Source organism: Legionella drozanskii LLAP-1 (assembly GCF_001467585.1).
Classification (GTDB): Bacteria; Pseudomonadota; Gammaproteobacteria; order Legionellales; family Legionellaceae; genus Tatlockia; species Tatlockia drozanskii.
Map to the genome: position 1 here is coordinate 406 of NZ_LNXY01000034.1, position 2,822 is coordinate 3,227.

The following is a 2,822-nucleotide window of genomic DNA, read 5'->3' on the forward strand; positions in this document are numbered from 1 at the left end:
AGGGCTCGTACAACCCGCTCAGTCGGCAAAGACAAATCGACCTCGATGGCAAGGCCTTCGCGATTGAAATCATCAATGACATTAAATAACCGATAATTACGACCATCGTCTAACTGGTCATGCATAAAATCCATCGACCAGCATTCATTGATGGCAGTTGGTACAGCTAAAGCTTCAGGTTTTTCCCTAATTAACCGTTTTTTAGGTTTAATCCGCATGTTGAGCTCCAATTATCGATAGATTTGATAAACTCGCTTATGATTCCAGACAAATCCCTTCACATTGCGCAAGTATAGAAAACATAAGCCAAAGCCCCAATTACGCTGACTCTGTGCCAGGCGCTCTAACCAGTCCGCTATCATTGCATTCTCATCGTTTAATTTAGGATGATAGCGATAACAAGTTTCACTAAGGCTAAACAGCTCACACGACAACCGAATCGAAATGTCTTTATCATGCACCGCCTTTTGCGCCAACTCGCGTCGGCGCGACGGTGTTACCACTTTTTTTCAATGGCCTCTTTGAGGATCTCTGCTTTTAATCGTTCCTCTGCATACATCTTTTTAAGGCGACTGTTTTCAGCTTCTAACTCTTTTAAACGCGACATCATCGATGCATCCATTCCACCAAATTTGGAACGCCATTTGTAAAATAGAGCTGCGCTGATAATGTGTTCTCGGCAAAGTTCTGACACAGGAGTGCCATTTTCGGCTTGTTTTAGAATCGACAGTATTTGGCTGTCTGTATATTTTGATTTTCTCATTAGAATCTCCCGGTTTGATAGTACTAGAAAATTCTACTTTTGAGATCCGTTATTTTGCGGGGGGATTACCTACCCTCATTGAAAAAATTGCCTCAACAACTAATGATGTAGTCATTGACAACGGCGCCAGTTCGTTTGTGCCGCTATCTCATTACCTCATCAGCAACCAAGTTCCAGCTTTGTTAAAAGACTTAGGCCATGAAATGGTAATTCATACTGTCATAACCGGCGGCCAGGCCTTATTAGATACCATTAATGGCTTTGCGCAGCTGATTGACCAGTTTGAAAATGAAGCACAATTTATAGTCTGGCTCAATCCCTATTGGGGAGCTATAGAGCATGACGGTAAAGCCTTAACAATTGAAAGCCTACCGAGATAATAAAGACAGAATATCAGCCTTAATTCAAATCCCTGATCTGAAAAAAGAAACCTACGGACGGGATTTAACCGAGATGCTTCAACAAAAACTGACCTTTGATGAAGTGTTAGGTACGCCAGAAAAAAGCATTATGATCCGCCAACGTTTAAAAATCGTTCGCGATCAACTGTTTGGACAGCTGGATAACGCCAGGGTGATCTAATGTCAGAGAAACTTGATAAAATCATTCAAGACATCAGCATCAAGCATGGTGTACTTTTGGGTAAAGACGATCCAATCCTCATGCTTCAAACCATGAATGAACATCTGATTGAGGAGAATCGAAAAGCCCAACAGGATTTACTGATACAGTTCAGAGGGGAAATGGAGAACATTTCCTCTCAGTGGAAAGATGATGCCAAGGAAAAAGCTGAAAAGGTTCTCAATGCAGCATTAGCTAGTAGTAAAGAGGCTATAACTAGATTAATGCAAGAATCTACTAGAGAAACAGTTCAAACAATGAAAAAATTGATCTCAGATTCATTGATTGAGGCTCACTCCTTAACTCAAAAGACACAAAAATACAGTCAAATTGCATTGTTCTTATCAGCCACATTGTTTGCTGCCTCTTGTATGATTCTCTTGTTTTTTTGTAAATAAGGACTGTGTTTATTCAGACCTATAAGCATATAAAAGCAAGTTTAAGTGTCTGTGTCAATAAACATTATTGACCACACTAAAATTATTGCGCTTATCATCAAGAACGTAATTTAAATATCGTATTAATTTATAATTGAAATAAATTTCACAAGCTTGACTGAACTATCTTCGCTATTGACCCAACTTACATGACTTGTGCCTGCTTGAGTATTTACTCTTTGTTAGAAGCAAGCCCCTCACGAACTACTGCACCAGGCAAATTAACTAGCGCCTCGGTCGGCAATAATAGTTTTGATTTAAGCAATCCCGAACCAATAACTATTTTAGGCGAATTTAGTAATTGTGAATCAAGTAATATTTTCCATGTTTCCGGCAATCCAAATGGAGTAATGCTGCCATACTCCATCTGGCTAAGCTCTAAAACCGTGTCGAGCGGTGCCAGGGATACCTTCCGTGCATTCAAAAACTTTCTTACTACCGAGTTAAAATTAATCTGCGCGCCAACCAAGGCAACACAGGCCGCAAAGGTACGCTGCTCGTTACGAACCCCTTCAACAACCACGCAATTTGCCCCCATTGTAAATGGAAAGCCATAGCGCGTACAAAATTCTTGCCCGCCAGCTGAGGCAGTATCAATTTCAGCAACCTGGATATCTTCTACAGCCGTGCTGCTCTGCCAACTCTCTAATAATGATGTAACGCTTTTACTAACCAGATTAGGCTGGTTAATAGCGGGCTCAAATGTTAAACTTTCTTTCATAGAATTAATTAATAGTGTTAAGTGGTATTTATTATAACAAAATTCGGCTGCACTCTAGTTATTTGATAATCCATTTCAATAAGTTTTTTGGACATATCAATCAAACATTAGCTGAATGCGCTTACTGCAATGTCACTATAATCACATAATTAAAGTTAATTCGTGTTTCAAGATAGAGCATCCCCCAACCATAGCCAATCCATTGCCTGATCCTCCCTCGATTAACCGTACACCTTGTTTAACAGATATAATCTGAATAACGAGGAGTTACAGATGTCAA

General features: G+C 39.9%; 2 protein-coding genes and 2 pseudogenes. 2 read left to right on the forward strand and 2 right to left on the reverse strand.

Translation table 11 applies throughout. The annotated features are described in order from the left end of the window. Positions 1-763, reverse strand: a pseudogene (locus Ldro_RS16190) (IS3 family transposase); the annotation flags it as partial. 71 nt (positions 764-834) lie between these two features. Between Ldro_RS16190 and Ldro_RS15590 the strand changes: the two are divergent. Further along, a pseudogene (locus tag Ldro_RS15590) lies at positions 835-1,345 on the forward strand (P-loop NTPase family protein); the annotation flags it as partial. Continuing rightward, positions 1,345-1,782 carry a conjugal transfer protein TraM gene (locus tag Ldro_RS15595; protein ID WP_058497355.1) on the forward strand — a complete coding sequence of 146 codons (438 nt, stop codon included), beginning with the start codon at positions 1,345-1,347 and terminating at the stop codon, positions 1,780-1,782. The pseudogene Ldro_RS15590 and the gene Ldro_RS15595, both read left to right, overlap by 1 nt. Before the next feature lie 211 nt (positions 1,783-1,993). Here the strand turns inward: Ldro_RS15595 and Ldro_RS15600 are convergent, their stop codons facing one another. After that, positions 1,994-2,542 (reverse strand): YbaK/EbsC family protein, encoded by a 549-nt coding sequence (locus Ldro_RS15600; RefSeq protein WP_058497356.1) that lies wholly within the window; start codon positions 2,540-2,542, stop codon positions 1,994-1,996. Positions 2,543-2,822 lie beyond the last annotated feature (280 nt).